The following is a 26,851-nucleotide window of genomic DNA, read 5'->3' on the forward strand; positions in this document are numbered from 1 at the left end:
CGGGTGAGGCTGGCCTGCGAATGGTGGCTTCCTGCGCTTCCGGTGCTCACGTACTGCAAGTACGCTCCGCTCCGGTTCTCGGAATCCACCCTTCTCGGCTCACCCTGACCCGAATCTCGATACAGTTTTTCCGAACTCAATGGCCGCGTTCCCAACGCATTCCAGCCAGTCGCGGATCGGCAAAAGCGGTGCGTGAGAATTCCAGCCGCTTATCGGGAAATTCGCAGATCGCCTGCAGGCCGAAAGAGCCGATCCGGATGCGCCAGGTCTGTGGCTCCAGCGGCCTGGCCTTGGCAAAGCCCTTGCACGTCAACAAAGCGATGTTGGCGCCCTTGGGATCGCGTACCGAGCGATAGCGGATCGCCTGTATCTCGGCTTCGCGCGCGACATCGGCGATCGCCTGACAGGCGGTGTAATCGGTGGGCAGCGCCCAGGCCTTCTCGTTCCGATCGAGCGGCGGCCGCGTCAGGTCGATCGCGCTCTCGCATTTGATCGCGGCGGCGAAGGCAGTGTATTCCGCCGCATCGTTCGGCCATGGCGTCGCCGGCGACTCCGCAAAGAACAGCAAGCGGTAGAAGGCCATCTCCGCCACCGCCGTCAGCACTGTCTCGGCCGCGTAGTAGACGCCTTTCGTCTTGCCCGCGCGACGGAAGCGCGAGCCGTAAGGATAGACGGAGCCGTAGCGGAAAGGCGTCGCCAGCAGATAATGGAGGTGGCGGCATTCCAGCGGGATATGGGGCTTGGTGTCCTCGACGAGGTCCTCGAGCAGCGACTGCTCGTCGAGCGTGTCGACCAGCTTGAGGGTCGACACGCGGTGCTGCGCCTCCACCATGCGCCAGTATTTGCCTTCGAGCCTGACGGCCTCAGACGAGAGCGCGCCGGGAGTCCAGGTAGGCAATGACATCGACAAGTCCGGCAATGGTCAGGATTTTCTCGAGCGGCGTGCCGTCGAGCGTGATGTTGGGATTCCTCAGCCATGCCCGCGCCACAGTCTCGTCGCCGCCGACGATGGCGTCGAGCGAGCGGAACAGGCGGACGAACAGCACCGCCAGCTCGAAGGGCTTGGTGCCGCGTTCGAGCAGGAACTCCTGTTTGCGCATGCGCGAGATCGTTGCCTCCGACACACCGATGACCAAAGCGAGCGTCCTGGCGGTGATATCGAGCAGGTCGGCCGCGCGCAGTGTGGCCTTGGTGATGACGGCGTTTTCGGCCGCCGTCGCGGCCGCGACTGGACGTTGCATAAGCGCACCCTTTCATTTCTGTGGAAAATATAGTCCACAAAAATTCTTCTGGAAAGGGTGATGTCAGTCTTTCTTGTAAAGCAGCCAGCCTTTGCCAGCTCGTCCGCCGGTGGCCGAGTGCCTTGTCACGCGGTTGCGGCCGCCGACCTTGGAGCGGTAAAGCGCGCGGTCCGCCTTGGTGTAGAGATCCTCGGGGTTTTCCGCCTCCGAGGCCATACAGATGCCCAGCGATACGGTGACGGTGCCGTAGTTCATGCCGGTCTGGCTGCTGGTGAACGGGGTCTGCTCGATCAGCGCCCGGATGCGCTCGGCGATCTCGTATGTGGCGTCCTCGCTGGCGCCTTCGACGATGAGCGCAAACTCCTCGCCGCCGGTGCGCGCGACGAACATGTCGGCACGCACGCTGGACTGGAAGATCTCGGCGATGATCTGCAGGATCCTGTCGCCGACCGGGTGGCCGTAGCGATCGTTTATGTCCTTGAAATGATCGATATCGGCAAGGATCAAGGCGTTGAACAGGATGCCGCGATTGCTGTTGTAGATCCGGGTGATCTCCTTGTCGAAGGCGCGTCGGTTCCACAGTTGCGTGAGCGGATCGGTGTCGGCAAGCCGTTTGTATTCCTCGAGTTTCGACTTGACGCTTTCAAGCTCGGCCGTCTTTTCGCTGAGCGTGCTGGCGATCTGGCGGCCATGGTCGATCGTCGAGCTGGTGGCGGCCGACATTGCGCCAGCGATCTTCTGCAGGAGTTCCTGCGAAAGCAGACTGCGGTTGCTCAGTCCGCTCGAGGTCTCGTCGAGCAGACGGCCGTATTTCTCGATATGCGAGCGCTCGCTGCGCAACAGCGCGGCGATGTCCTCGAGCTCCTTGGCGACCATCTCGCGGGCATGTTCGACGATGGCCGGTCCGTGATGCTGGGGGAAGAAGATGCGCCCGATGCCGTCGAGGTCCTCCTGGGTCGGTCGGTTGCTCAACGAGACGACGGCAAGGCTGAGTTCGTGATTGCTGCCGCTGAGCGCCTCGTAGAAGATTTCATAGTTGCGGGGCATGCCAAGCACGCCGAGCTGCCGCATCGTCGCCACGACGGTGCTGGCGATGTCGGTATTCCTGTCGGTGGGAACGGCTGCCGGCTGCATGTTCAGTTTCACTGCCCCTTCAGTGCGACCGGAGACCTGCCACCGCCGGGAGTCGCTAACTCGGGGATTTGAATCGGAATTGCGGTGCGACGGCGCGTCCCCAACACGACCTTCGCTTGCAGGAAACATAGATGCAGTTGCGCTAAAGTTTCCTTAATGGCCTGCATTTCCTCGATGTCTCTGCTACCTCAGGATGTAGAGTCGTGTGAGGCGCAGCTTTTTAAACGCGTCGCTTCGGTGTCGCATTTGCCTGCGCCCAGCCACTTCAAACCTGAAATTCTGGCGGCAATGGATCGGAGGATGGTCGAAGGAGGCCGGAAATGGACGACAACCACAGGGGATCGTGCCTGTGCGGGGCGGTGCGTTTCAGGACGAGTGGCCCGCTGCGCGGCGTCGTCTATTGCCATTGCTCGCAATGTCGCCGGCAGACCGGCCATTTCGTCGCGGCTACCGCCTCCAGGGATGCCGATATCGTCATAGAAGGGTCCGACGCGCTCAGCTGGTACGGTGCTTCCGATGTGGCGAAACGCGGCTTCTGTCGGACCTGCGGCTCGCTGCTCTTCTGGAAGCACAATGAACTGGACACGATTTCCATCATGGCCGGATCCTTCGAGAGGCCGAGCGGCCTCACGGCGGAAAGCCACATCTTCGTGGGCGACAAAGGCGATTACTATTCGATCGAGGACGGGCTGCCGCAGTTCGAGAAATCGACGCCGTCGATAAAGGTCGCCGACGGATGAATTTTGCGGCGGCTGCCTTATTCCCTTGATCCCGCCGTTGCGATATCCCCTCACCGTGACTCGAAACGAGGCTGGGCATGCAGCGGCTGGTTGACGCTTTCATCAATTCGGTTCGGGCCTTCCGCAAGTTGGCCGCTCACGAAAAGGCATTCCAGCAGGAGTTGCTTTTGCTTGCGCTGGCGCTGCCAGCCGGCTGGTTCATCTCGGTCTCCTGGCGCGGTTATGCCCTTTTGATCGGCGCGGTTCTGCTGTTGATCATGGTCGAAGTGCTCAACACCGGCATCGAGGCGGCCTGCGACGCGATCTCGCGCGAATTCCACATCGAAATCCAGCTCGCCAAGGATTGCGGGTCACTGGCGGTGTTGATTTCGATCGTGATCGCCGGCGGGGTCTGGGGAATCGCCTTGATCGAGCGCCTCACCGGCGCGCCGATCTGACTCCTGGCGGATCAGGATCCTGCCCGATCTTCCTTGGCGCGTTCGCGTCCGGCAAAATGATGGCCGACCAGCCAGGCAATGATTGCGACGCCGACGCCGACGCCAAGGGCAATGAGCAGGCGCTCATGCCGCTCGAACGCCTGGTCCACCATGCGCTCCGCGCCCAGGCCGAAGACATAGCCGATGGCGCTGAACAGGGCCGCCCAGACGGCGGAAGAGATGGCATTCAGGATGACGAAGCGCGGCATCGGCACGGTCGACAGGCCTGCAGCGATACCGCCGACCAGCCGCATGCCGTAGATGTAGCGGTTGGTCAGCACGAAGATGTTGGGATGGGTGTTGAGCAGGCGGTAGGCGCGGCTGAAGCCCGGCCGCCTGCGCAACCTCCTCACATAGCGATGCTCGGCGAAGCTGCGGCCGAGGGTGAAGAAGAACGTGTCGCCGGCGAAGGCGCCGAGGAAGGCGGCCACAAAAGTCTGCCACAGCACGAAGACGTGCTGATGAGCGAAGAAACCGCCAAGGATCGCGGCACTTTCGCCTTCGGCGACGCAGCCCAGGAAGACCGCGATCAGCCCATATTGCTCGATGAGGCGGTGGATGGTTTCGTTCATTCGGTTGCCGACCGCGCGGACAGTTTCTCGTCGATGCGCCTGATCTGTTCGGCCATGCGCAGGATCTCGTCTCGCATGCCGATGATCTCGCTGTGGCGCAGCTCGTCGAGCTTTTCATGCAGGGCCATGATCTCGATCTCGGCCTTCAGATTGACCTCGTAGTCGTGCGCCGCGTCGATGCGGTCGCGCTCGGTCTGGCGGTTCTGCGACATCATGATCACCGGCGCCTGGATCGCCGCCAGCATCGACAGCACAAGGTTGAGGAAAATGAAGGGGTAGGGGTCGAAGGCGTCGCGCGTCAGCAGCCAGGCATTGCCGGCAGTCCAGAGGGCGAGAAACGCCAGGAAGCCGAGGATGAAGGACCAGGAGCCGCCGATCCTGGCGATCGCGTCGGCGACGCGGTCGCCATAGGTCTCGTGGAAGGCGACGGCCTTGTTGGTGTCGCGTGTGATGGTGGTGCGCTCGAGCGTCGATTGAAGCACGCGGCTCTCGAGCGGACCAAAGCCGTCCGGCTTTCGCTTGAGCAAGCGGTTCGCCATGTCCTCGACGATCTTGTTCATCTGTCTTCTCCTTCGCCCGGCATCGATAGACGTAGAGGCTGCCGGGGCGGACGTGAAGTGCTAGATTGCGGCGAACAGGCAAGGACAACGATGCTCGATTTCCAGAAAATCCACGCGCGGGCGGCAAAGCGCAAGGGCGGGGAGGCGGTGCTCGCTCCGCTGCTTGGCCCTGCGCCCGACAACAAGGCGGTGGCGAAAGTCCCCGACGACCGCATTCTCTCCACCATTGCCGAGCGCATTTTCGCCGCCGGCTTCGTGTGGCGTGTCATCGAGCAGAAATGGCCGGGTTTCGAGGAGGCGTTCCTCGGCTTCGAGCCGAAGCGGCTTCTGTTCCAGCCGGACGACTTCTGGCACGAGTTGGCATCCGACAGCCGCATCGTGCGCAACCCGCAGAAGATCAGGTCGGTGCGCGACAACGCCGCCTTCGTCGACCGCGTCTCGAAGGAGCATGGCAGCTTCGGCAAATTCATTGCCGCCTGGCCGGCGGACGATCAGATCGGCCTGACCGCCTATCTGGCCAAGCATGGCAGCCGGCTCGGCGGCAACACGGGCCAGTATTTCCTGCGCTGGCTGGAATGGGACACGTTCGTCGTTTCCGCCGACATGGCGGCGGCCTTGCGCGATGCCGGCCTCGACATAGCCGAGAACCCAACCTCGAAGCGGGACCTCGAAAAAATCCAGGCGCAGATCAACCAATGGTCGGCCGAGACCGGCCTGCCGCGCCGCCACATCTCGCGCATCCTGGCGATGTCGATCGGCGAGAACCGCTCGGCGGAGGCGCTGCGCGAATATATGGGCGATTAGGGATACGATCGACATCCGTCGATCGATCATGAACATGATCGGCTCTGCCGATCGATCCTAATTGGCACAAGCGATCGCCATTGCCCGACGATTTCTGCCACGCTACATCCATTCCATGACCAAGACCGCTCCTGATATCCTGCGCATCGCCGTCGCCCAGCTCAACCCGACTGTCGGCGACGTCGCCGGCAATCTGGCAAAAGCGCGCGAGGCGAGGGCGGACGCGGCGCGACAGGGCGCCGACCTGGTGCTCTACACCGAGCTCTTCCTCGCCGGTTATCCGCCGGAAGATCTGGTGCTGAAGCCTTCCTTCCTCAAGGCCTGCGAGAAGGCGGCCGAAGATTTCGCCAAGGACACCGCCGATGGCGGACCCGGCGTCATCATCGGCACGCCGCTGAAGCGCAAGACCGGCACGCATAATTCCATCGTCGTCGCCGACGGTGGCAAGATCATCGCCGAGCGCTACAAGCTCGATCTGCCCAACTACGGCGAGTTCGATGAGAAGCGCGTCTTCCAGGCCGGACCTGAACTGCAGGGGCCGGTCAACTTCCGCGGCGTGCGCATCGGCGTCCCGATCTGCGAGGATATCTGGGGCGACATCGCGGTCTGTGAGACGCTGGCCGAAAGCGGCGCCGAGATCCTGCTGGTGCCGAACGGCTCGCCCTATTACCGCGCCAAGATCGACGTGCGCCACCAGGTCGTCATCCGCCAGGTCATCGAAACCGGCTTGCCGATCGTCTACGCCAACCAGCTTGGCGGCCAGGATGAGCTGATCTTCGACGGGGCTTCCTTCGCGATCGGCGCCGACAAGACGCTTGCCTTCCAGATGAGCCAGTTCGAGGACGCGATCGACGTCACCACTTGGAAGAGAGAGGGGAACACCTGGGTCTGCTCGGAAGGCCCGATGTCGAAGGTGCCCGAGCGGGAAGAGGCGGACTATCGCGCCTGCATGCTCGGCCTGCGCGACTACGTCAACAAGAACGGCTTCAAGAACGTCGTGCTCGGCCTCTCCGGCGGCATCGATTCGGCGATCTGCGCGGCCTTGGCCGTCGATGCGCTGGGCGAGGAGCGGCTGCGCACCGTGATGATGCCCTACCGCTATACGTCGAAGGATTCGCTGAAGGACGCCGAGGACTGCGCGCGCGCGCTCGGTTGTCGTTATGACATCGTGCCGATCTCCGAGCCGGTCGAAGGCTTCAAGCATGCGCTGACGCAGCTCTTCGAGGGCACCCAGGAAGGCATCACCGAGGAAAACCTGCAGAGCCGTGCGCGCGGCACGATCCTGATGGCGATCTCGAACAAATTCGGTTCGATGGTGGTCACCACCGGCAACAAGAGCGAGATGTCCGTCGGCTACGCCACGCTTTACGGCGACATGAATGGCGGCTTCAATCCGATCAAGGATCTCTACAAGATGCAGGTCTACGCGCTGTCGCGCTGGCGCAATTCGCATGTGCCGCCGGGCGCGCTCGGTCCTTCCGGCGAGGTCATTCCGAAGAACATCATCGACAAGGCGCCATCGGCGGAACTGCGCGAGAACCAGACCGACCAGGATTCGCTGCCGCCCTATCCGGTGCTGGACGACATCCTGGAATGCCTGGTCGAGAACGAGATGAGCGTCGACGACATCGTCGCGCGCGGCCATGACCGGGCGACGGTGACCCGTGTCGAGCACCTGCTCTACATCGCCGAATACAAGCGCCGGCAGGCGGCGCCCGGCGTGAAGATCACGCGGAAGAATTTCGGCCGCGACCGCCGTTATCCAATCACCAACCGGTTCCGGGATCGCGGTTGATCCCCGGCGAGATTGCGGCAGCGCAGCGCATGCAAGACATAGAAATCAGCTTCGACCTGTCGCGGATCGATTTCCGGGCAACGTCCGATCAGCTCATGCAAAGCTATTGGGGCGCGTCGCGGACCGACGAGGCCCACCGCCGGGCCTTCGACAACTCGCTCTGCGCCGGCGCCTATCTCGATGGCGAGCAGGTCGGCTTCGCCCGCGCGATCACCGACTACACGGTCTTTGCCTATGTCGCCGACGTCATCATCTGGCCACAGCATCGCGGTCGGGGGATCGGCAAGCGGCTCGTCCAGGCGCTGATCGATCATCCCGAAGTCAGCACGGTGACGCATTGGAGCCTGTCGACCGACGACGCCCACAGCCTCTACGAGAAGTTCGGATTCAAGGCGTCGACCGACGGACGCTACATGCGGCTGGATCGCAAAGCGGGCAAGCCGACGGCTTAAAGCGCGTCGGACTGAAACCAATTCAGCCGCTTCTGTGCGGCATGCACCAGGCCGCGCAACCTGCCGTTGTTGCAAATTCGTCTCAGTGCTTGGACCAGATGTCGTTTTGGCGACGGTCCGGCTTGGCGATCGGCCGATGCCTCCCTATAAGAACCTCTCCGCGATTCCCTTCCGGGAGGACCGTATGGCAGAATTTGACATCGTTATGCGAGGCCGCGAAGCCTAGGTCTGCTCGGGCTTTCCGAAGGTTTTCGGAGAGCCGGGCGCAGCACAGGCATTAGCCGCTGCCGGTCGCCGCCTCAGGGCAGGCGGCCTACCATACTGAACCTCCCGCTCTTTTGAGGCGCCGCAGGGCGCGGATGCGGGTTTTCCAATTTGATTTTACCGGGACCGGGCTCGTTTGCGCCCGGATGACATCATGGCTCGTTTCAAGATCGATCTGCGCGCCGGCGCCTTTCGCAGCGTGCTCGGCTTCACGTTCAGCCACTGGCGGCGCCAGCCGTGGCGGCTTTCGCTCATCATGGGCGCATTCCTGCTCTCGACGCTGGCCGATGTGCTGACGCCCTTCTATTCCGGCCGCCTGGTCGACGCGGTCGCAAGCGGCGCCGGGACCGATGAAGTCGCCTGGAACGCGGCGATGACGGCGTTCTCGATCCTGATGGCGTTGGCGCTGGCGGGCGTCGTGCTGCGCAATGTCGCCTTCCTGTGGATCGTCGAGCTGACGCTGAAGATGATGTCGGACATTGCCGCCGACGCCTTCCATCGGGTGCAGCGGTTCTCGACGGACTGGCACGCCAACAGCTTTGCCGGATCGACGGTGCGCAAGATAACGCGCGGCATGTGGGCGCTGGACCTGCTCAACGACACGATCCTGATCGCGCTCCTGCCATCGGTCGTCATGCTCGTCGGATCGACGCTGCTGCTCGGCTGGTTCTGGCCGCTGATGGGGGCTGTCGTGGCGGCCGGCTCGGTGCTGTTCATCGCCGTCACGGCGATGCTCTCGCTCGGCTATGTCGCGCCCGCCGCGCGGCTCGCCAACAGCTGGGACACGCGGCTGGGCGGCGCGCTGGCGGACGCGGTGAGCTGCAATGCCGTCGTCAAAGGCTTTGGCGCGGAGGCCCGCGAGGAAGCGCGGCTGGCGCGCGTGGTCGCCAAATGGCGGCTGCGCACCGGCCGCACCTGGATGCGCGGCACTGCCAACGGCACCACGCAAGGGGCGCTGCTGCTGGTCATGCGGGCGGCAGTCATCGGCCTTGCCCTCATCTTATGGGCCTGGGGCCAGGCGAGCGCCGGCGACGTCGCCTTCGTGCTGACCTCGTTCTTCGTGCTGCAGGGCTATCTGCGCGACATCGGCACGCATATCCGCAACCTGCAACGCTCGGTCAACGACATGGAGGAACTGGTCGACTTCCAGTCCGAACCGCTCGGCATCGAGGACCGGCCCGGAGCTCGGCCGATCCGGATCACCGATGGGCGCGTCGCCTTCGACAAGGTGACGTTCCACTACGGCAACCATCTTCTGCCGCTCTACCGCGATTTCTCGGTCGACATCGCGGCTGGCGAGCGCATTGGACTGGTCGGGCATTCGGGCTCGGGCAAGACGACCTTCGTCAAGCTGATCCAGCGGCTCTATGACGTGAATGCCGGGCGGATCCTGATTGACGGGCAGGACATCTCGCAGGTCGAGCAGGCGTCGCTGCGCAGCCAGATCGCCATCGTCCAGCAGGAGCCGATCCTGTTCCACCGCTCGCTTGCCGAGAACATCGCCTATGCCAGGCCCGGCGCCAGCCAGGCCGAGATCGAGCATGCGGCGAAACTCGCCAGCGCGCATGATTTCATCACCAACCTGCCCAAGGGCTACGGAACCCTGGTCGGCGAGCGCGGTGTGAAGCTTTCTGGCGGTGAGCGGCAGCGCGTGGCGATCGCGCGAGCCTTCCTGGCGGATGCGCGCATCCTGATCCTGGACGAGGCGACATCGAGCCTGGATTCGGAATCGGAAGTGCTGATCCAGAGGGCGATGGAGCGGCTGATGGTGGGGCGCACGACCCTTGTCATCGCGCACCGGCTCTCGACGGTTCGGGCGCTCGACCGCCTGCTGGTCTTCGATCGAGGCCGTATCGCCGAAGAGGGTTCGCATGACGATCTGATCCGCCTCAATGGCGGCATCTACCGACGGCTGTTCGAGCGGCAGGCGCTCGAACTGACCAAAGGCCTCGTCGCCTGAGGAAAGGACGGCCCGGCTCCGGCTGGGCCGTCGGTCCTCTGGCTCCCCTGCAGCAGCGCAGATCAATCCAAGGTCTGCAACCGCGCTCTCGTCACGCGGCTTGAGTGAGGTAATGCGGTGTTTAAATTCGTCTCCATATACTTAAAGTTTGAGTCATTTCATCAGCAACGCCATGCGATATTACATTATTTAAACAGTTTTCGGCGTATACCTTCAGAAGGGCAAGTCGGATGTGGCATGCGCAGGTCTCCTGGAGATTTCTACAGGCATGCCGGTCGGAAGAAGATTTCTTTGTAAATTCTAGGATCTCACCTGCCGACAGAGGACCTTGCATAGGCATTCATGATGGATTTGGTCTCCGCAAATGGGGGTTCGAGAAAGACGCCGGCGCCGTCGGTGCCCGACCATGGCTCGGTACGGCCGCTCGCCGCCGAGGATCTCGATCGCGTCGCCGCACTCTTCCTGACGAAGTTCCGCCGTCGCCGCCTTCGCGATCACGCGATCGCGCGGACGGCGGACTATATGAGAAAGCTTTATCTTGACGGCGGTGAGAACAAGGCCCTTGTCCAGATAAACCCGCAGGGCGGCCTCGGCGGGTTCATGGGCGTTTTGAAAGCCCGCTATGAGCTCAATGGAAGGCCATTGAACGCCGCGATCATCGGTCCCTTCATGACCGATTCCAGCACCGATCACGGTTGGGCCGGGCCGCAATTGCTGCGTGCCCTGCATCAGGGCGAGTTCGATCTATATCTGACCGATTCGGCCAACCGGACATCCTTGGCCTTCGCGCGTCCGATGAAGTATCAGCTCTTGCCGGTGCATTGTCTGGAATGGACCTGTGTTTTTCAGCCGGGCGCCATGGCCGCCGCCTTGCTGCAGAGTAAATGGCCCGGGCTGGCTCGGCTGGCGCTCGGCCCCTGCGGGCGGGCGTTTGATGCTCTCGCAGGAAGACGGCTCGAGCCGCCGGTCCAGCCTTCATCGTCGCGACGGATCCACCATGAGCGGATCGATGCCGCGCGGTTTGCGGAGCGGCTGCCGGCACTGATATCCGATTATGCTCTTCGACCGAGCTGGAAGGATGGCGAACTGCCGCGGCTGCTCGCGCTGGCGGCCGAAAAGCAGGCCGACGGGCCACTTCATTTCGGCGGGACTTACGACGAAGCAGGCAAGATGGTCGGTTGCCATGCCTTCTACGGGCAGGCTGGCGGCATCGCGAACCTGTTGCAGATCCAGGCGCCCGGACCCCACTGGGGCGCGACGCTGGACGGCCTTATCGCGGCTGCGCGGGAGATGGGCTGCGTGGGCATAACCGGACAGACACAAAGCAGGTTCCTGCCGCACCTCTTCGGCTACAACCGTCTCTTCTTCCGCTATGCCGGCGGCACGATGGTGCGCTCACGCATCACCGAGGTCGCGGAAGCGGTCCGCGCCGGCGACATCTTTATCGGCGGATTGACGGGCGATCGCTGGACCCGGCTGAGTTCCGATGATTTCGGTCGCGTCTGACGATCAGATGAAAGTGTGCGGCGCGGCGCAAAAACCGGCAATGATCTGGCAAAGGTCCGGTTCATGGACCATTTGGACTGCTTCGATGGCGCCAACCCATTTGCGCGTCCGGGCGCGCTTCTCTTTCCAGCGGTCCGCAATGCGGTCGACATGCAGCGGAAAGACCAGGACTTCGCAGGGCACTTCCTCGCCGGAGGCGAGGACCTTGGCATAGAAATAACGGCCGGCTTCAAGATGCGAGATGGTGCCGCGCAAGCCGGCTTCCTCGCCTGCTTCACGGGCGGCCGCCTTGCAAAGCGGTTCCCTGGCCTCCGGCCAGCCCTTGGGCAACACCCAGCGCCCGGTGTCGCGGCTGGTGATCAGCATGATCTCGACGCCGGCTTCGCTTTCACGCCAGGGCAGAGCGGCAACCTGCAGGCGGCAGGGCGCCTTGCCGAAGAGCCGCCGGACTCTTTCGGCCATCTGGGTGTGTGTTGCCGGCCTCGTCAACATCGGAAGAAGCTGCCCCAGCCTCCAGAATCGTTTGCCACCTTACGAATCTTACGGCGAATTATGGGCTTTAAAAGTAAAAAACTTCACTCCGTGGGAAAATGCCGCCAGAAAAGGTCAATCTTACAAAGTAGACATGCTCATTGGTTCGACTACACGCCGCTCCTTTGAGGCAGATTCTCTGGAAAATATGACGGCCGTTCAGCCGACATGATCGTCCGCGATCGGCTTCTGGTATGTGAAGCCCATGTCCCAGGGAAAGTAGATCCAGGTGTCCTGGCTGACCTCGGTGACGAATGTGTCGACCAGCGGGCGGCCCTTCGGCTTGGCATAGACGGTCGCGAAATGCGCCTTCGGCATCATGGCGCGCACGATACCGGCTGTCTTGCCGGTATCGGTCAGGTCGTCGATGATCAGCACGCCGGCGCCGTCGTCGGCAAGCAGCGGCGGCGAAATCTCCTTGAGAACCTGAAGCTGACCCTGGCTGGTGTAGTCATGATAGGAGGCGACGCACACCGTCTCGATGATGCGGATGCCGAGCTCGCGCGCGATGATCGCCGCCGGCACCAGGCCGCCGCGCGTGATGCAAACGATCGCTTTCCATTGGCCCTTGCTGGCGCCGGAAAGCCGCCAGGAAAGTGCGCGCGCGTCGCGATGGAACTGGTCCCAGGAGACGGGAAAGGCTTTTTCGGGAAGGGACATGGCTCACGCACTCCGCAAGGCGCGCCGTTGGCGCGCAGAAACACTGGAATGCAGGCGGAATTAGCCGGAAAGCGCCAGGCTTGGCAAGAGCAGGGGCCGGCAACGGCTGTGGACTTAAGGCGCCGCGCTGAAACGGGTTCAAGCGGCGCTCGTCAGACTTGCGCAGGCGTTGCCCTGAATCTTGCTACCGCTTCCGAGGGATGCTCAACGCGAAAGGAAAGCTGCGACATTCGTCGTGCGCAGCACCGTGCGGGTGACGCCGCCGAACAGAAGCTGGCGCAGCCAGGAGTGGCTGTAGGCGCCGAGCACCAGAAGATCGGCGCCGGATTCGGCGATCCTGGCCTGAATCATGTCATCGACCGAAGTGCCGCCGGATTTCTGCACGCAGACGCTGACATTGGCGCCATGGCGTGACAAGGCCGCGGCGATCTCGGCGCCGGCCGCTTCCGGAGATTCATCGAGCGTCTCGGGCGGGTCGATGACGAGAATGTCCGTCTTGTCGGCCTCGGCGATGAAGGGCAGGGCATCGAACGCGGCGCGGGCCGCTTCCTTGCTGCCGTTCCAGGCAAGCAGCACGCGCCTGAAGGTGGTGACCAGTGGCCCGTCATGGGGCACGACCAGCACCGGCCGGCCGGCATCATAGACCAGCGTGTCGACATCGGCGCTCGGGTCGCCGCCGGTATCGCGCTGCGCGGCGATGATCAGATCGGCGGCGCGCACGCTCGTTATGCCGGTCAGCGCGCTGTCGCCGGAGAAGCTTTCCAGGCTTCGCCATTCGAAGGACAGGCCGGATTCCTCGATCCGCTTCAGGAAATAGGCCTGCAGCTTGCCGGCGCGCTCCTTGTTCATCTCGGCCGAGACCTGCAGGAACTCGGTGTCCGGGAAGCCGGTGGCCGACGTGTAGGGAACGGGCAACGCCTCGGCATGGATGCCGACGAGATGGCTCTCGAACCTTTCGGCAAGCGGAAGGGCGCAATCGAGAACGCGCTCGGCGTCCTGCTCGTTCTGCAAAATGGCGACGATTGTCTTGAAGCGCATGGCCGGTCCCTCAATTGTTTGCGCTACGCGTGGCAGCAAGGGAACGCCTCAGCGCGTTGACTGGTTCCAGCCGAACGCCGGTCAGCCCGCCTTGGCGAAGCCCGCCACCATCGCCTCGACATCCTTGCGCGCGGCCTCGAGCGCTTCCTCGCTGCGGGCGCGCACGACGAGCTCGGTCCAGAACTTGCCGTCGCCATATTTGGGATAGGAGCCGATGATGGTGTCGGGATGCGCCTTCTGGACATCGGCCAGCGGCCCGCCGATCAGGCCCTCGCCGAAGGGGCAGTGCACCGTGGCCGACAGCATTTTGGTGCCGGCCCTGAGCGTCGGCACGACGTTGTCGAGCATGGCCTGGAAGATCGACGGCACGCCCGCCATGACGTGGACGTTGCCGATGCGGAAGCCCGGCGCGACGGAGACGGGGTTGTCGATAAGGTCGGCGCCGCGCGGCATGCGCGCCATGCGCTTGCGCGCTTCGGTGAATTCGATGCCGCGGCCGGCATAGCTCGCCTCGAGCAAGGCGTAAGCCTTGGCGTCGTACTCGCAGGGCACGCCGAAAGCCTTGGCGATCGAGTCGGCGGTGATGTCGTCATGCGTGGGGCCGATGCCGCCGGTGGTGAAGACGTAGGTATAACGGGCGCGCACGGCATTCACCGCCGCAACGATCTCGTCCTCCTCGTCGGGAACGATGCGCACCTCCTTCAGGTCGATGCCGATCGCCGTCATGATGTCGGCGAGATGGCCGATATTCTTGTCCTTGGTGCGGCCGGAGAGGATTTCGTCGCCGATGACGAGCATGGCGGCGGTGACGATTTCAGGCATGGCGGACTCCGGCTCAAAAGCTCGCCTGAGATAACGCGCCCTGAAGCCGGCCGCAATGCGAAAGCCGGCTGCGCTTGTGGCGGCGGCCGTTGCGGATATGGTGCGGTCGGTCGAGAGCGGATGAAACCATGCTGATATCGATTGTCCTGTGGCTGCTCGCGGGCTTGCTCGCCGCGGCCGCCCTTGTCCTGCTTGCCCTGATGCTCGCGACATGGCGGATCGCGGCGAAGGCTGAAAGGCTGGTGCCGGCTTGCGGAAAGTTCATCGAGATCGACGGCAACCGCATTCATTATGTGGAAGAAGGCGAGGGCAGGCCGATCGTTTTCCTGCATGGGTTGGGCGCCCAACTTCACCATTTTCGCCATACGCTGTTCGGACGCTTCGGTCCCGGATATCGGCTGATCGCGCTCGACCGGCCGGGCTCGGGCTATTCGGTTCGGGCAAGGAGCGCGACCGGCCGGCTGCCCGAACAGGCGGACATCGTGCGGCGCTTCATCGAGGAACTGCGGTTGGAACGACCTTTGATCGTCGGCCATTCGCTGGGCGGCGCCGTCGCGCTTGCGCTCGCCACCGAGCATCCGACCTCGATTTCCGGCATCGCGCTGCTGTCGCCGCTGACGCATCTCGAAGCGAGGATAGGTCGGCGGTTCGACCTGCTCTATGTTCCATCGCCGCTGCTGCGCCGGATCCTGGCCTATACGGCTGCGATACCGCTTAGCCTGCGTTACGCGCAGCCGACGCTGAGATTCATCTTCGCGCCACAAGCGGTTCCCGCGGACTACATGATCGCCGGCGGCGGATGGCTCGGGTTGCGCCCGTCCCACTATTTCGCCACCTCCACCGATGTCGTGGCCGTGGAACGGGACCTTGGCCAAATCGAACGGCGTTACCGCGACATAGCGATGCCGGCTGGCATTCTGTTCGGTACCGGCGATCGTGTGATAGGCGAGGCCGTCCATGGCGAACCGATGCTGGACGAGATCAGCGGCCTCGACTTCGAACGGGTCGAAGGCCTCGGCCACATGCCGCAATTCATAGAGCCCGAACGGGTCGTGGCCTTTATCCAACGTGTCGCCGCGCGTGGTTTCGCCAACGCGAGATGATTTCGGCCAGAGCAATTCCAGGAAAAGTGTGAGCGGTTTTCCGTCCGGAATTGCGTCAAAAAACAAAGCGATAGGACGTTTCGCCGTTTCCGTGAACGGTGAAACGCCCTAACGCCCCGCGCTGCAGCCCACGGCCGTTCACGAAACGTCACATAAAAGTGTCGGACATTCCGTCCTACCCGCAATTTCTGGTGGAACTTTAGGCCCCGTCGCAGGGTTTCGGTCGTATCGCTGTGGGGCTTCGGCCCCACATATTTTGCGATCGACAGAATGGAGAAATCCGATGCTTACAAGACTTATCGCAGCTTCGGCGCTGGTGCTGGCCATGGGTGGCGCGGCCATGGCGCAGTCATCAGATGACTGGTGGTGGTGGCACCGCGACCATCGTCCCGCCGCGAGCGAGCAAGTAGACCCTTATAGGACCGGCAGCATCAATGGGGGCTCAGGGCTGAGCACCTCCGGCAACAGCACTGGAGCCATAGGACCGTGCGCGGACATCACGCCGGGGCCGGACGCCAACTCACAACAGAACGTCAACGACAATTACTGCGGCAAATAGAGCCGCATAGCCGGCGGCCGGTATGAAGCCTCGGGCTTTGGTGGTCGCGGAGGCCCCCTCAGTTCTTAGTCCGGGCGTTTCACCGTTTCACGGAAACGGCGAGGCGCCCCATACTGCGCTTTTTACGCGATCCCGAACGAAGGCTGCGCCGAAAGGTGCCGAGCCTGACCACACACTTTTCCTGGAGTGTCTAGTCCGATACTTCGGTCTGCGGCCGGTCGCGGCCGTCGGCAAGCTCATCGTGCCACTTTCCTTCGGCATCCTCATACTGGATGCCGTCCGTGGTTCCGGCGACCTGCTGCTCGGACGAGGCGATTTCTGCGGCGCGCAGCGCCTCCTGGTGAGTACGGAAAGTCTCGGAAAACGTCGAGCCGACCTTGTAGGCCCAGCCGCCATCATGCTCGACGATCTTGTAAGTCAGCTTCGCCATGAAATCCTCCGGTCAAGAACCGTGCTAGCACGTTTCACCGTTTCACGGAAACGGCGAAACGCTCTTTGTTTCTACGCAATTCCAGACGGAAAACCGATCAGTTTTCCTGGAAGTGCTTAGTGCAGCTTTCCGTCTGGCAGCCTGTCTTCGGTAACCAGCACTTCCGATTCCCTGGCCGCCTCGATAAGGGCGCGACGTGCGTCCGCTGGCGAACGATACCCTTCCAGCGCTTTGAGGCAAGTGTCGAGAGCGTCACGATGGCGCTCGCCGCGATTGAGCGGCCAAACGGTCATCAGGCACTCGGCGGCCTCGCGGGTGCTGCTGATCTGGCGATATTTGCCGACATGGCCGAGCTCGACCACCACCGGCTTCTCAAAAGGTTTGCTGTCTATCATGGCCGCCAACGTAAAGCGGCCAAATTGGTTGCAGTTGTGGCGAGGATCCTGCGCCCAAACGTCTCAGGACCCCCCTGTGATTTCCGGTTTCGTTTTGACGCAATTCCGGACGGAAGGCTACGGCGAAGTCGCCGAGCCTAACCGCGTCGCACTTTTCCTGGAATTGCCCTAGCCGGCGGCCTTCATCCAATGCCGCATGGTCGTCACCGAACGCGCCAGCTGGGGCGCCGGATGGATTTCCTCGCCGAAGGCAGCCGCCGCGCGCCAGCCCCAGCGCGGGTCGGCGAGGAAGGCGCGGGCCAGCGCCACCATGTCGGCACGACCACCGGCGACGATCGCCTCGGCCTGGCTCGGATCGTCGATCAGCCCCACGGCGCGCGTCGGAATGCCGGCGCCCTTGCGCACGGCCTCCGCCAGATGCACCTGGTAGCCGGGGCCGGGCGGCACCTGCTGCAGGGGCGAATTGCCGCCGCTGGAGCAGCAGATATAGGCGATGCCCTCGGCCTTCAGCGCCTTGGCCACCTCGATCGCGTCCTCGACGTCGAAACCGCCGTCGACCCATTCCTTCACCGAAAGGCGCGCGCCCAGCATCATGGACGGGGCGGCCTTCCTCACCGCCCTGGCGATTTCGACCGCGAAGCGCATGCGGTTCTCCAACGACCCGCCCCAACGGTCCGTCCTCTGGTTGGAGAGCGGCGAGAGGAATTGGAAGATCAGATAGCCGTGCGCGGCGTGCAGCTCGGCGAAATCGAAGCCGGCGCGTTCGGCGCGCACGGCCGACTGCGCAAAACGCGCGATGAGCTCCAGGATCTCGTCCTCTTCCAACGCGTGCGGCACATTCCAGCTCGTGTCATAGGCAATGGCGGAGGCAGAAACGGTCTGCCAGGGATCTTCGCCGGGCTGCAGCGGACCGCCGCCTTCCCAGGGTCTGCGGTTGGAGGCCTTGCGGCCGGCATGGGCAAGCTGGACGCCGAACTTCGTGCCGGGCGCGGCGACGCGCCTGGCGGCGTCGAGCGTTCGCTTGGCGGCAGCCTCGTTGTCGTCCGAATAGAGGCCGAGGCAGCCATGCGTGATGCGCCCGCGCCGCTCGACATCGGTCATCTCGACGGTGACCATGCCGGCGCCCGACATTGCCAGGTTCATCCAGTGATGGAGATGCCAGTCGCTGGCCGAGCCGTCCTCGGCCGAATACTGGCACATGGGGGCGACCGCGATGCGATTGGGGAAGGTGAGGTCGCCGAGGGTGATCGGCTGGAAAAGCGATGACGTCATGAAGCGGGCTCCTGGAGAGATACCGCTATCTAGGCAGTCGTGGCGCGTCACGCCAGACACGAGCCGGTGAAACTGCCGCTGGACCAGTCGGTTTCCCGGATTGCGTAGAGGCGCTTTCGTCGCTACCCCTTTGCCACCATCAAGGAGATCGTCATGGAAGATCGCATTCGCATCCGTTCCGAAGAGGTCCTTTCGGACGACTGGGCGGTGCTGAAGAAGACAGTGCTCGACTACCGCCGCCGCGACGGGCGGTGGGAGACGCAGATCCGCCAGACCTATGATCGCGGCGACGGCGCGGTGATCCTGCCGTTCGATCCGCAGCGCTCGACCGTGCTCCTGGTGCGGCAATTCCGCTTCCCGGCTTACGCCGTGGGTCACCGCGAGCCGCTGATCGAGGCCTGCGCCGGGCTGCTCGACGAAAACGATCCCGAAACCGCCATCCGCAAGGAAGCGGAGGAGGAACTGGGTTACCGGTTGAAGGACATCGAGCGACTGTTCGCGTCATTCATGAGCCCTGGCAGCGTGACGGAACGGCTCTGGTTCTTCACCGCGCGCTATTCGCCGGCCGACCGTATTTCCGACGGCGGCGGCGCGCCCGAGGAGGGCGAGGACATCGAGGTCCTGGAAATACCACTGGACGAAGCGCTGGCCGCCATTGCCGATGGACGTATTGTCGATGCCAAGACGATCATCCTGATCCAGCACTTGAAGTTGAACCCGATCGCGCCTTGACGGGCATCACCGCGTCAACGGCTCATTGGCCCATGGCAGGACACTGGCCGGCGGGGCCGCCCGACGCTGGATATCGATAGATGCGCAGCGGCCCCGCAAAGGGGCATTCCGTCAACCACTCCGGAGGCTTTCCCGTGGCCAACCGGCTGGCCAATGGAAACCGGGCTTCGACCGGCTGGAGGGCCGTTTCCTCTACACGGCAGACCGCGACATGGGTGGCCTTGGTTTGATCGAGAAGCTGCGTCGGGTCGGACGTAGCCGGGTCAAAAAATCTAAGGACGCGCTCGATGCCCTTGGCCGATGTGTGAAAAGGGACGGCCACGACGTCGAGTTCCTCAGGAGACCCCAAAGCGGCGATCCCGATATCGGGAGGCGCGAACAGTCTCGCGCCTTTCGGCCAAATAAAATGCGGGCCGCTGCTGGCTTGCGCGCAGGCATTGGCGATGTCGACGCCAAGCAGCTTTGCAGCCCGGGGAGGCCAGACCAGATAGGTTAGAAGAAGAGCAGCAATGACTGCCACGCCCGGGGCGGCCAGAAGCCAGGCGCGCGGCAACTCGTCCCTCGACCTGGCTGCGAAATAGCGCCTCAGCGGCAGGCTGGCTGGAATGCCCTGATGGACGAGCAAGGCAACCCCGGGGCCGACGAAGAGCGGAAAAAACCGCAGGTATCTTAGATAAAGCAGTCCCAACAGGAGGCCGACAGCCGAAAAGACCGCCAAGACCCACCAGGCTCGCTTCCTTGTCGAGGCGGAAATGGCCAAAACGCATGTCGCCGCCGTGCCCAGAATGGCGACGAAAAACCGTGCGAAACGATCGGAGCCCAGAAAGTCCGCGCTGAAGAAGATGCTGCGTTCCTGCTCGATGCGGGAGAGCCAATTGTCGCGAACATAGTCGCTGAGACCGACGAGCGGGCCGCCCGCGCATTGGGGGAAGAGGAAGACAAGTATCGCGGCGGTCGCGCCAGCACCGGCCAAAAGGCACAGGGCGCGTATGTACCAGCGTCCAATTCCTCTGGTCAGCGAGACACCTGCAAGCACGGCGCCGGCAGTCGCAAGCGCGGTGAGGTGCAAAAGCGAATAGCGGTCGCAAGCGGCGCTTTTGTAGGCGTCGGGTCCCACGACCACAAAGAATGCGGCAATGCCGGCGGCCGCCAGCGCCAGACCGTACGCCCCTAGGTCCTTGCCTGCATCCTTCGTTCCGGCGATGAATACCAATGCGTAGAAGCCGGCCGGAAGAGCAAGGAACGGCGCCATTTCGGCGCTGATCGCGGTGGACAGAGCCATTAGGGCGCCGTTCAATCCGGCGGCAACCGGCGAGCCACGGATCGTCAGCAGCACCGCCCCCAGGAGGATGAGCATCTGCAGGTTGTGGTAGTCGATGCGCCAGGGCTGGAATTCCGAAAGCGCGGGCAGCCCGGCGAAGGCGGCGACGATCAGCACCGCGCCTGGATGGTCGAACTCGAATTCCCTGATCACGAGGAAAAGCAGGGTTAAAGCGGCCAGGAGGAGCAGGAGCGGCACGGTGAACGCGGCGGCGGATAAAGCAGTTCCCATCCCGACAAAAGGCGCCAGCGCGATGGCCAGCAACGCATAGGGCGCATCGACGATCCAGGGCCAGTGCGAGATCATGGGCTCGGGCTGGGCGATACCGGTCAGCGTTCTGTCGAACGGATTGCCTGTGTGCAGAAGATGCCTGATTTCATGCAGCTTCATGAGATCGTCGACGTCGCCGTTGGGCATGTTGCCGAGCAACAGGAGCAGGCTCAGAACCGCACTGAGCGTCAGCCAGACGAATACGACCGGGGCAGGGGTGTGGCGAAAAATCGCCTTGATCGTCGACATCCCAAGCTCTTCCCCACGCGCCTCGACCATTTGATGCACGGAAAAGCTTTCGATCGCGTAACCTTTGCCCGGCTCGCGGGCCGCCACCCGAAGTTCGAGCGAAGAGTGTGGCCCGCCACCCCAAGCTCAAGAGCAAAGGGTGGTGCGGACGACGGGAATCGAACCCGTACGATCAGAGATCGAGGGATTTTAAGTCCCTTGCGTCTACCAATTCCGCCACGTCCGCAGGCGTGCCCTTTTCAGATGCCTGATTTGAGCCGTCAAGCGATGTTTCGGACCGACTGATCTTACACAGCCAGCCAGCATGCGATGGATGTCCGAATTTAATATTAGCGATATGTAAAATGCAAAGTCCGCCAAACCGGTTTCGTTAGCCTTTCTGTGCCAGCATCGAGCCGGCTTTGATGGTGGAACCATGCGTGGGCCAGGCTGGATCCGGGGGCTGCGGGAGGAGGAGGCGCGGCAGCTGCGCTGCGAGATCGATCGGCTCGAGCGCGATCTGATCAAAGCCGCCAATTCGAAAGCCAAATGCAACCTGCACGACGTCGCGCATACGCTGCGCTGGCAGAAGGCCCGGCTCCAGCGATTGGAAGAATGCCTCGCAGCCATGCCGGCCGGAAAGATCGCTTCGGACGGGTCCTGATCGGTCCGATTGCAACCTTGCGTCGAGGCTTAACCATTATTGGTCCTGCGCTTGCCGAGCAGGGGCGCATTGGGAAGTGGCGCGATCGCGGAATTACGGTTTGCGGGGATGCCGTTAGGTTAGCCCACAAGGCGGTTCGATCCGCCGAGGCCGGCGTCTACCAGGCCCCTACCCATTCCCCCGCCCCCTGCGGGCGCCGGCCACCTGATTTCCAAGAGACAATACGGGATGGCGCCTCAGCACTGGCGCTGCTGCGGCAAGTCTCAGAATTTATAGCTGAAATTCACGCCGAGCGTCTGCAGCTTCACGTCCTGGTCACGGTCGGTGAAAGTGTCCGAAGCGTCGAAATGCTCCTTGCCGAAATCGTAGTAGCGGTATTGCGCGCCGACGACGACATTGTTGGTCAAGGCATAGTCGACGCCGGCGCCGAGCGTCCAGCCGGTGCTGGTACGGGTCCGGGCAAAGCTTGTGCCTGCCGTCTGCGAGGTTTCGATGCCGGCGAACGCGACGCCGCCAATGCCATAGATCAGCAGGCGATCCATCGCGTAGCCTGCCTTGGCATCGACCGATCCGAACCATTTGACGTCGGTGCCGAAGGTGTTTGCCGGGGCGGCATCGGCGGTGCCGTCGATCGAGGCGTAGTTGAGGTCGGCCTCGGCGCCGATCACGGCCTGGTCGAACTGCCAAAGGCCCGCGACATGGCCGCCGACGAAACCGCCGTCGATGTCGGGCTTGACCGAACCGCCGTCGACGGTGATGTCGGACCGGCCCCAGCCGTAGCCGGCCTGCATGCCGGCATAATAGCCGGTCCAGTCGAAGCCAGGCGCGGTCATCGGCAGATCAGCGCCCAGATCCGCCGCCCAGGCAGACCCGGACAGCAGGGCAAGAAAGCCGGCACTGGCGAGCGTCAGTCGACGCATCGAGCACTCCGAAATGGCGGTTCCGAAAGACTCCCTGGGAAAGACTAGCCCCTTTCGCCGCTGAACGGAATTGCATCTCTGCAACAGTGGTTTACGACCTGATGCTCTGGCTCCAGGCACCGGCATTTGCCAAAGTGCCTCATGCAGAGGAACTCGCCAATGACGAACGCCAAGCCGACAAGCGCCGTAAAAACCAAGCCGTGGACGGAGGTGGCGACACATCTGGTCGATGTCGCGATGGGCCGAAAGCCCGCGGATCTGGTCATCCGCAACGGGCGCTGGGTGAATGTCCATTCGGGCGAGATCATCCCCGGCGCGGACATCGCGATCGCCGCCGGCCGCTTCGCCTATTGTGGGCCGAATGCCAGCCATGCCATCGGGCCGGGGACCAAGGTCGTCGATGCCGGCGGGCGCTATCTGGTGCCCGGCCTTTGCGATGCGCATATGCATGTCGAAAGCGGCATGGTGACGGTGACGGAGTTCTGCCGCGCGGTGATCCCGCATGGCACCACCTCGATGTTCATCGATCCGCACGAGATCGCCAATGTGCTCGGACTACCGGGAGTCAGGCTGATGCATGACGAGGCGGTGGCGATGCCGATCAATGTGCATGTGCAGATGCCGTCCTGCGTGCCGTCGGCGCCGGGACTGGAGCATGCCGGCGCCGAATTGACGGTGGCCGACGTGGCCGAGGCCATGACATGGGACAACATCATCGGGCTTGGCGAGGTGATGAATTTCCCCGGCGTCGCCGCCAACAATCCGGTGATGTCGGGCGAGATTGCCGAGACGGTCAAGGCCGGCAAGACGGTCGGCGGCCATTATGCATCGCCCGATCTCGGCCTGCCATTCCATGGCTATGTCGCGGGCGGGGCGGAGGACGACCATGAAGGGACGCGCGCCGAGGACGCGATCGCTCGCGTGCGCCAGGGCATGAAGGCGATGCTGCGGCTGGGGTCGGCCTGGTACGACGTGGCGGCGCAGATCAAGGCGGTGACCGAAGGCGGCATCGACCCGCGCAACTTCATCCTGTGCACCGATGACAGCCATTCCGGCACGCTGGTGCATGAAGGCCATATGGACCGGGTGGTACGGCATGCCATCCAACAGGGCCTGAAGCCGGTGACGGCGATCCAGATGGCGACGCTCAACACCGCGCAGCATTTCCGACTGGAGCGCGAGATCGGCTCGATCGCGCCGGGGCGACTGGCCGATCTTCTGATTGTTTCGGACCTTGCCCGGATGACTATCGACGAGGTCTATGGCCGCGGCGTCAGGCTTGCGAAGGCCGGCAAGCTCGAGATCGACATCCCCGCCTATGACTATCCGCAATCGGCGAAGAACACGGTCAAGCTCGGCAAGAAGCTCGCGGCGAAGGATTTCGACATTTCCGCGCCGCAGGGCGCCAACGAGGTGCGGGCGCGGGTGATCGGCGTGATCGAGAACCAGGCGCCGACGCGGGCGCTGGAGGCCGACCTGCCCGTCGAGGACGGGTTGGTCGCCATGGATCGGCGCAACGACATCTGCCAGATCGCCCTGGTCGAGCGCCATCGCGGCACGGGCGGCGTCACCAATGCCTTCGTCTCCGGTTTTGGCTATGTGGAAGACTGCGCGATTGCGTCGAGCGTGGCGCATGACGCGCACCACATCATCATCGTCGGCACCAACAAGGAAGACATGGCTTTGGCCGTCAACCGGTTGGGCGAGGTCGGCGGCGGCGTGGTGCTCTATTCCAAGGGCAAGGAACTGGCGCTGGTCGAGATGCCGATCGCCGGCCTGATGTCTGACGAACGCGCCGAGATCGTCGCGGCGAAAGCCGAGCAATTGACAGAGGCCATGCGCAAGGTCGGCTGCTCGCTTAACAACGCCTATATGCAGCACTCGCTGCTGGCGCTGGTGGTTATCCCGGAGCTCAGGATATCGGATGTCGGTCTTGTCGACGTGACGACCTTCCAGAAGGTCGATCTTTTTATCTAAAGCAGGTCATCCGCCCGTCGCGATGGTCAGCACCTTGAACGGCGTGGTGATGACCACTTCGGCGACCGATCCCACGGCTTTGCCGAGCCCTTGGCCGATATTGTCCAACCCGGCTCCCTGAGGTTCGCCCGCTCGCAGGGCTGCCGGCGTGCGCAGCCGGTCGCCAAGCAATTGCACCAGGATCGGGTTATCGGCGAATTTGGCATGGTTCAAACGGTCGCCGCCTTTGGTGTTGGTCAGATCCGCAACAACCACGCCGTAACTCGCGAGATCGGCCGCATTGCCGTAGTCGCCGACGCGCGGCTTGTCGCCGGAGATGAAGCTCGACAGCTTCAGCGCTCGGTCGTCGCCTGAAAGCAGGATGGCGAAGGGCTTATCGGGCTTGCCGTAGCGGATCATCTGCTTCTTGAAGACGTCGACGTCGATGTCCGGCGACGCCAGAACGACATAGCCGAGCTTGCCGTTCAGATCGCGGTCGCCGGTGATGGCGAGCTGGCGCAGCGCTTCCATCGTCAGCCAGGTGCCCATCGAATGGGCGATGATGTCGATGCTCTTGACGCGTGTTTTGGCGAGCATCCGCAGCGTCGCCTCGAGGTCGTCGCGCGCTGCGGTCGAACTGTCCTTGTCGTAGATGTAGCCGGTGGTCTTGCCGCTCGATGCCCAGGAAAACAGCACTGGCGTCCCTGGGTATTTCGTGTCGTGCGCGATCTGCGTCAGCCGGAACACGCCGTCGTCGAAGCCGTTGTTGAAGCCGTGCACGAAAACCAGAGCGCGGTCGCCGCCTATGGCAATATTGGAGCCGACCGCCTTGGCGAACTGCGAGGCATCCGCATAGTGGACGACTTCGGTGGCGGTAAATTGCTTAGCCGGATTGCTGTCGGCGGAGCCCTTGGCGCGCTCGATCGCGCCGACCTGGTGGATCTTGGGCACGGTGACGTGGACGCGGGCGTATCCGGTGGTCAGCGAACGGTCGCCGTCGAACACCTGGCGGGGATCCTTGGTCGCCTGCTGGCGGGTGGTGGCGACGAAGATCTCATGCCTGGCGGCAATGTCGGAGGCTGGCGCGGAGACAGGTTTGCGGTTGAGCAGATCGTGCGTGGGGCCGGCGCAGCCGGCGAGGGTGAGCGCGAAGGCAAGGCCGACAACGATCTTCACATGCACAGTCAACCGGGGTCCCCCCAAGGGCGGCAAACCTCTCCCTTACTCCGATAAAGGCAGGGAGCGGCCGGGTCCAGTTCAAAGTCACGTGATGCGGAAACCACGTGGACAGGGTCACTGCGCAGCCAGCTGGCGGATGCGGTCGGTCACGTCGCGGTCGCTGGCAAAGCCGTCGTCCTCGCGCAGCCGCTGTCCGATCATCTTCACCAGCGCAGGGTTGTCGGCGAATTTCGTATGATTGAAGCTGTCGGCACCCTTCTCATTGGAAAGGTCGACCACCGTGACGCCATAGGAGGCAAGATCGGCGGCGTCACGATAGTCGCCGACGCGCGGCCGCGAGCCGGCGATCAGGCCGGAGAGCCTGAGCGCCCGGTCGTCATCCGACAGAAGCAGGATGAAGGGCTTGTCCGGCTTGCCGTAACGGCGCATCTGGCTCTTGAAGACGTCGACATCGATATCGGGCGATGCGAGCACCACGTCGCCCAGCTTGCCGCTCAGATCGCGATCGCCGGTGATGGCGAGCTGGCGCAGCGTTTCCATCGTCACCCAAGTTCCCATCGAATGGGCGACGATGTCGATGCGCCGGGCACCGGTCTGCGCCAGCATCCTGAGCGTCACTTCCAGCTGGTCGCGCGCGGCGGCGGCACTTTCCTTGTCATAGACATAGTCGGTGGTCTTGGCGCCGGATGCCCAGGAGAACAGCACCGGCGTGCCCGGATAGCCGGAATCATGGACGATCTGGGTGAGCCGGTAGACGGCGTCGTCGAAGCCGGTGTTGTAGCCGTGGACGAAGACCATCACACGTCCGCCGCGGGCGTCGATGTCGGCGTTGAGGGCGCTGGTGAATTTCGGCTGCGTGTCGTAGCCGACGACTTCCGAGGCCATGAAATACTTGGTCGGATCGTCCGACTTGCCGCGCGAGCGGCGCTCGATCTGGCCGACCTGGTGAATCGGCGGAACGGTGACGTTGACGCGGGCATAGTTCAGCGTCGCCGAGCGTTCGCCGTCGAAGACCTTGTTCGGATCGTCGGACCGCTTGCGCGTGGTGGCGATGAAGATCGAATGGTTGCCCGCGATCTCGGTCGCCTGGGTCGGCACGACCACGCTGCCCAGGATTTCCTGCGTCTGGGGACCCGCGCAGCCTGCCGTCAGCAGTGCAAGGGCAATGATGAAAATCGTCTTCAACCGCACGTCGACACTTCCGCTGCAATTCCACTTTGGCCGCGATTGGCCGTCCACCTCCGCGGAAATCTCCCGGACAGCCGAA

28 protein-coding genes and 1 tRNA gene are annotated in these 26,851 nt (G+C 63.3%); 12 read left to right on the forward strand and 17 right to left on the reverse strand.

Annotated elements, in window-relative coordinates; all coding sequences use genetic code 11:
* Positions 1-136: 136 nt before the first annotated feature.
* The 3 genes from EJ072_RS29070 to EJ072_RS29080 all read right to left on the reverse strand — a co-directional run bounded on the left by EJ072_RS29070 (position 137) and on the right by EJ072_RS29080 (position 2,375).
* Complete coding sequence (locus EJ072_RS29070; protein ID WP_126082407.1) at positions 137-904, reverse strand: RES family NAD+ phosphorylase; 768 nt, start codon at positions 902-904, stop codon at positions 137-139.
* Positions 864-1,241 carry an antitoxin Xre/MbcA/ParS toxin-binding domain-containing protein gene (locus EJ072_RS29075; RefSeq protein ID WP_126082408.1) on the reverse strand — a complete coding sequence of 126 codons (378 nt, stop codon included), beginning with the start codon at positions 1,239-1,241 and terminating at the stop codon, positions 864-866. Before EJ072_RS29075 ends, EJ072_RS29070 begins: the two co-directional genes overlap by 41 nt.
* Positions 1,242-1,304: 63 nt before the next feature.
* Positions 1,305-2,375: a diguanylate cyclase gene (locus EJ072_RS29080; RefSeq protein ID WP_126083786.1), complete on the reverse strand. Its 1,071-nt coding sequence runs from the start codon at positions 2,373-2,375 to the stop codon at positions 1,305-1,307.
* A gap of 320 nt (positions 2,376-2,695) precedes the next feature.
* Here EJ072_RS29080 and EJ072_RS29085 point away from each other — a divergent pair, with 320 nt between their 5' ends.
* Both EJ072_RS29085 and EJ072_RS29090 read left to right on the forward strand, forming a co-directional pair.
* Positions 2,696-3,115: a GFA family protein gene (locus EJ072_RS29085; protein WP_126082409.1), complete on the forward strand. Its 420-nt coding sequence runs from the start codon at positions 2,696-2,698 to the stop codon at positions 3,113-3,115.
* A 77-nt stretch (positions 3,116-3,192) separates the two neighbouring features.
* Positions 3,193-3,552 (forward strand): diacylglycerol kinase, encoded by a 360-nt coding sequence (locus EJ072_RS29090; protein WP_126082410.1) that lies wholly within the window; start codon positions 3,193-3,195, stop codon positions 3,550-3,552.
* Positions 3,553-3,563: 11 nt separating this feature from the next.
* Here the strand turns inward: EJ072_RS29090 and EJ072_RS29095 are convergent, their stop codons facing one another.
* Together EJ072_RS29095 and EJ072_RS29100 are read right to left on the reverse strand one after the other, a co-directional pair.
* On the reverse strand, positions 3,564-4,163 hold the full coding sequence (locus tag EJ072_RS29095; protein WP_126082411.1) for a DedA family protein: 600 nt from the start codon (positions 4,161-4,163) through the stop codon (positions 3,564-3,566).
* Positions 4,160-4,723: a DUF1003 domain-containing protein gene (locus tag EJ072_RS29100; protein ID WP_126082412.1), complete on the reverse strand. Its 564-nt coding sequence runs from the start codon at positions 4,721-4,723 to the stop codon at positions 4,160-4,162. The genes EJ072_RS29095 and EJ072_RS29100 overlap by 4 nt, the downstream gene beginning before the upstream one ends.
* A 90-nt stretch (positions 4,724-4,813) precedes the next feature.
* Between EJ072_RS29100 and EJ072_RS29105 the strand changes: the two genes are divergently transcribed.
* The 5 genes from EJ072_RS29105 to EJ072_RS29125 all read left to right on the forward strand — a co-directional run bounded on the left by EJ072_RS29105 (position 4,814) and on the right by EJ072_RS29125 (position 11,504).
* Positions 4,814-5,527 carry a DNA-3-methyladenine glycosylase I gene (locus EJ072_RS29105; RefSeq protein ID WP_126082413.1) on the forward strand — a complete coding sequence of 238 codons (714 nt, stop codon included), beginning with the start codon at positions 4,814-4,816 and terminating at the stop codon, positions 5,525-5,527.
* 115 nt (positions 5,528-5,642) lie between these two features.
* Positions 5,643-7,322: an NAD+ synthase gene (locus EJ072_RS29110; RefSeq protein ID WP_126082414.1), complete on the forward strand. Its 1,680-nt coding sequence runs from the start codon at positions 5,643-5,645 to the stop codon at positions 7,320-7,322.
* Between the two features lie 29 nt (positions 7,323-7,351).
* The gene (locus EJ072_RS29115; RefSeq protein WP_126082415.1) at positions 7,352-7,774 is read left to right on the forward strand and encodes a GNAT family N-acetyltransferase; all 423 of its coding nucleotides are present in this window, start codon (positions 7,352-7,354) and stop codon (positions 7,772-7,774) included.
* 418 nt (positions 7,775-8,192) lie between these two features.
* A complete protein-coding gene (locus EJ072_RS29120; RefSeq protein ID WP_126082416.1) occupies positions 8,193-9,998 on the forward strand; it encodes an ABC transporter ATP-binding protein in 1,806 nt (601 codons plus the stop codon).
* Positions 9,999-10,640: 642 nt separating this feature from the next.
* Entirely contained in the window at positions 10,641-11,504 is an 864-nt protein-coding gene (locus tag EJ072_RS29125) for a hypothetical protein (protein WP_245467035.1), read from the forward strand.
* Between the two features lie 3 nt (positions 11,505-11,507).
* Here the strand turns inward: EJ072_RS29125 and EJ072_RS29130 are convergent, their stop codons facing one another.
* From EJ072_RS29130 to EJ072_RS29145, 4 genes are all read right to left on the reverse strand, one after another.
* Positions 11,508-11,996, reverse strand: coding sequence for an NUDIX hydrolase (locus EJ072_RS29130; RefSeq protein ID WP_126082417.1), 489 nt, complete (start codon positions 11,994-11,996; stop codon positions 11,508-11,510).
* Between the two features lie 198 nt (positions 11,997-12,194).
* On the reverse strand, positions 12,195-12,695 hold the full coding sequence (gene gpt, locus EJ072_RS29135) for a xanthine phosphoribosyltransferase (protein WP_126060535.1): 501 nt from the start codon (positions 12,693-12,695) through the stop codon (positions 12,195-12,197).
* Positions 12,696-12,899: 204 nt separating this feature from the next.
* Entirely contained in the window at positions 12,900-13,733 is an 834-nt protein-coding gene (locus EJ072_RS29140; protein WP_126082418.1) for a universal stress protein, read from the reverse strand.
* Positions 13,734-13,814: 81 nt separating this feature from the next.
* Complete coding sequence (locus tag EJ072_RS29145) at positions 13,815-14,555, reverse strand: competence/damage-inducible protein A (RefSeq protein WP_126082419.1); 741 nt, start codon at positions 14,553-14,555, stop codon at positions 13,815-13,817.
* A 128-nt stretch (positions 14,556-14,683) separates the two neighbouring features.
* Between EJ072_RS29145 and EJ072_RS29150 the strand changes: the two genes are divergently transcribed.
* The gene (locus EJ072_RS29150) at positions 14,684-15,658 is read left to right on the forward strand and encodes an alpha/beta fold hydrolase (RefSeq protein WP_126082420.1); all 975 of its coding nucleotides are present in this window, start codon (positions 14,684-14,686) and stop codon (positions 15,656-15,658) included.
* Between the two features lie 283 nt (positions 15,659-15,941).
* On the forward strand, positions 15,942-16,217 hold the full coding sequence (locus EJ072_RS29155) for a hypothetical protein (RefSeq protein WP_126082421.1): 276 nt from the start codon (positions 15,942-15,944) through the stop codon (positions 16,215-16,217).
* A 190-nt stretch (positions 16,218-16,407) separates the two neighbouring features.
* Here EJ072_RS29155 and EJ072_RS29160 read toward each other — a convergent pair whose 3' ends face one another.
* From EJ072_RS29160 to EJ072_RS29170, 3 genes are all read right to left on the reverse strand, one after another.
* Positions 16,408-16,647: a DUF2188 domain-containing protein gene (locus EJ072_RS29160; RefSeq protein WP_042644408.1), complete on the reverse strand. Its 240-nt coding sequence runs from the start codon at positions 16,645-16,647 to the stop codon at positions 16,408-16,410.
* A gap of 116 nt (positions 16,648-16,763) precedes the next feature.
* Positions 16,764-17,042, reverse strand: a complete 279-nt coding sequence (locus EJ072_RS29165; RefSeq protein WP_126060540.1) for a DUF982 domain-containing protein — start codon at positions 17,040-17,042, stop codon at positions 16,764-16,766.
* 168 nt (positions 17,043-17,210) lie between these two features.
* On the reverse strand, positions 17,211-18,314 hold the full coding sequence (locus EJ072_RS29170; protein ID WP_126082422.1) for an NADH:flavin oxidoreductase/NADH oxidase: 1,104 nt from the start codon (positions 18,312-18,314) through the stop codon (positions 17,211-17,213).
* Positions 18,315-18,467: 153 nt separating this feature from the next.
* On the opposite strand from EJ072_RS29170, the gene EJ072_RS29175 reads away from it, so the two are divergent.
* Positions 18,468-19,046: an NUDIX domain-containing protein gene (locus tag EJ072_RS29175; RefSeq protein ID WP_126060542.1), complete on the forward strand. Its 579-nt coding sequence runs from the start codon at positions 18,468-18,470 to the stop codon at positions 19,044-19,046.
* Between the two features lie 22 nt (positions 19,047-19,068).
* Here EJ072_RS29175 and EJ072_RS29180 read toward each other — a convergent pair whose 3' ends face one another.
* Together EJ072_RS29180 and EJ072_RS29185 are read right to left on the reverse strand one after the other, a co-directional pair.
* A complete protein-coding gene (locus tag EJ072_RS29180; protein ID WP_126082423.1) occupies positions 19,069-20,973 on the reverse strand; it encodes a hypothetical protein in 1,905 nt (634 codons plus the stop codon).
* 53 nt (positions 20,974-21,026) lie between these two features.
* Positions 21,027-21,112: transfer RNA gene (locus EJ072_RS29185), tRNA-Leu, on the reverse strand.
* Between the two features lie 189 nt (positions 21,113-21,301).
* Here EJ072_RS29185 and EJ072_RS29190 point away from each other — a divergent pair.
* Entirely contained in the window at positions 21,302-21,529 is a 228-nt protein-coding gene (locus EJ072_RS29190; RefSeq protein WP_042644415.1) for a hypothetical protein, read from the forward strand.
* Between the two features lie 263 nt (positions 21,530-21,792).
* On the opposite strand, the gene EJ072_RS29195 is transcribed toward EJ072_RS29190, so the two are convergent.
* The gene (locus EJ072_RS29195; RefSeq protein ID WP_126082424.1) at positions 21,793-22,449 is read right to left on the reverse strand and encodes an outer membrane protein; all 657 of its coding nucleotides are present in this window, start codon (positions 22,447-22,449) and stop codon (positions 21,793-21,795) included.
* Between the two features lie 159 nt (positions 22,450-22,608).
* On the opposite strand from EJ072_RS29195, the gene ade reads away from it, so the two are divergent.
* Positions 22,609-24,426 carry an adenine deaminase gene (ade, locus tag EJ072_RS29200; RefSeq protein WP_126082425.1) on the forward strand — a complete coding sequence of 606 codons (1,818 nt, stop codon included), beginning with the start codon at positions 22,609-22,611 and terminating at the stop codon, positions 24,424-24,426.
* Between the two features lie 6 nt (positions 24,427-24,432).
* Here ade and EJ072_RS29205 read toward each other — a convergent pair whose 3' ends face one another.
* Both EJ072_RS29205 and EJ072_RS29210 read right to left on the reverse strand, forming a co-directional pair.
* Positions 24,433-25,593 carry an alpha/beta hydrolase gene (locus tag EJ072_RS29205; protein ID WP_126082426.1) on the reverse strand — a complete coding sequence of 387 codons (1,161 nt, stop codon included), beginning with the start codon at positions 25,591-25,593 and terminating at the stop codon, positions 24,433-24,435.
* Positions 25,594-25,698: 105 nt separating this feature from the next.
* Positions 25,699-26,775: an alpha/beta hydrolase gene (locus EJ072_RS29210; RefSeq protein ID WP_126082427.1), complete on the reverse strand. Its 1,077-nt coding sequence runs from the start codon at positions 26,773-26,775 to the stop codon at positions 25,699-25,701.
* Positions 26,776-26,851: the final 76 nt, after the last annotated feature.

Origin of the sequence: Mesorhizobium sp. M2A.F.Ca.ET.046.03.2.1, from assembly GCF_003952425.1 — a bacterium.
GTDB lineage: Bacteria > Pseudomonadota > Alphaproteobacteria > Rhizobiales > Rhizobiaceae > Mesorhizobium.